Here is a 1294-nt window from a genome sequence, read left to right as displayed (position 1 = left end):
TCGACGTCCGGCGCGGACCGGCGATCCCACCGCTGGACATACCCGGGCGGCCCCGGCCGGCGGCATATCGTGCTGTGGATGACTCCTGTCGGCCGGCCTGTCTCCTGGACGGGCAACGGCATCCGTCTGCTCGACCAGACCGCGCTGCCCGCCCGGGTCGTCCACCTCGAGGTCACCGACGTGGACGTGCTCGTCGCCGCGGTGCGGCGGCTGGCCGTCCGCGGCGCTCCCGCCCTCGGTGCCGCCGGCGCGTTCGGGGTGGCCCTGGCCGCGGCCCAGGCCGAGCGGGAGAACTGGGACGCGGCCACTCTCGCACGGGCCATCGGCGGCATCCGCGACGCCCGTCCCACCGCCCTCGCGCTCGCTCTCGCGGTGGACGCGGCCCGCCAGCGGCTAGCCCACGGGATCTCCGCGGTCCTCGAATACGCCCACGACCTGCTGGAGCAGGACGAACGGGCGAACCGGGCGATCGGCGCGCACGGCGCGGACTGGCTGCTGCGCAGCGCGTCCCGGCCCACCGGCGCCGTCCACAACACCGGCACCATCCACGACACAGGCACGGGCACAGGCAGCGGTGGCGGTATCAGCGCCGGTACCACCGGCGGGAGGACTCCCGCGACCGTCCCCGGCAGCGACGGCAGCGGCCACACCGACGGCGGTGGTCGCCGTCCGCTGCGCATCCTCACCCACTGCAACACCGGGGCGCTCGCGACCGCTGGCTGGGGGACGGCACTGGGCATCATCCGCGAACTGCACGCCCGCGGGGCACTGGAGATCGTCTATGTGGACGAGACCCGGCCGCTGCTGCAGGGCAGCCGCCTGACCGCCTGGGAGCTCGACGTCGAGAACATCCCCCACCTGGTGCAGGTCGACGCCGCCGCCGCGGGGACGATCGTGCGTGGGCTCGTCGACGCGGCCGTCGTGGGCGCCGACCGGATAGCCGCCAACGGTGACGTCGCCAACAAGATCGGTACTCTCGGGGTGGCGCTGGCCTGCGCGTACGCGCGGATCCCGTTCGTCGTGGCCGCCTCCGCGTCGACCGTGGACCCGGCGACGGCGTCCGGCGACATGATCCCGATCGAGCTGCGGGACGGCGAGGAGGTGCTCGGCCATGCCGGGTCGCGGGTCGCGCCGGCGCGCTCCCGGGCGTACAACCCCGCCTTCGACGTGACGCCCGTGAGCCTGGTGAACGCGCTCGTCACCGAGCACGGGATCGTCGAGGCCGCGCGCGGCCAGCGCCCGCGGCCGCCCGCCCCGCCCCGGTAGGCCGCCGACGCCCCCGACAAGGTCATCG

1 protein-coding gene is annotated in these 1294 nt (G+C 75.3%); it reads left to right on the top strand.

The window, feature by feature from the left end:
- The first annotated feature begins 78 nt into the window (after positions 1-78).
- The gene (locus tag AC5LUJ_RS05315; protein ID WP_250287377.1) at positions 79-1266 is read left to right on the top strand and encodes an S-methyl-5-thioribose-1-phosphate isomerase; all 1188 of its coding nucleotides are present in this window, start codon (positions 79-81) and stop codon (positions 1264-1266) included.
- Positions 1267-1294 lie beyond the last annotated feature (28 nt).

It is taken from the genome of Protofrankia sp. CiP1_Cm_nod3 (genome assembly GCF_982290655.1).
The sequence above is the reverse complement of the archived record's forward strand: the minus strand, read 5'-3'. Positions and strand labels throughout refer to the sequence as shown.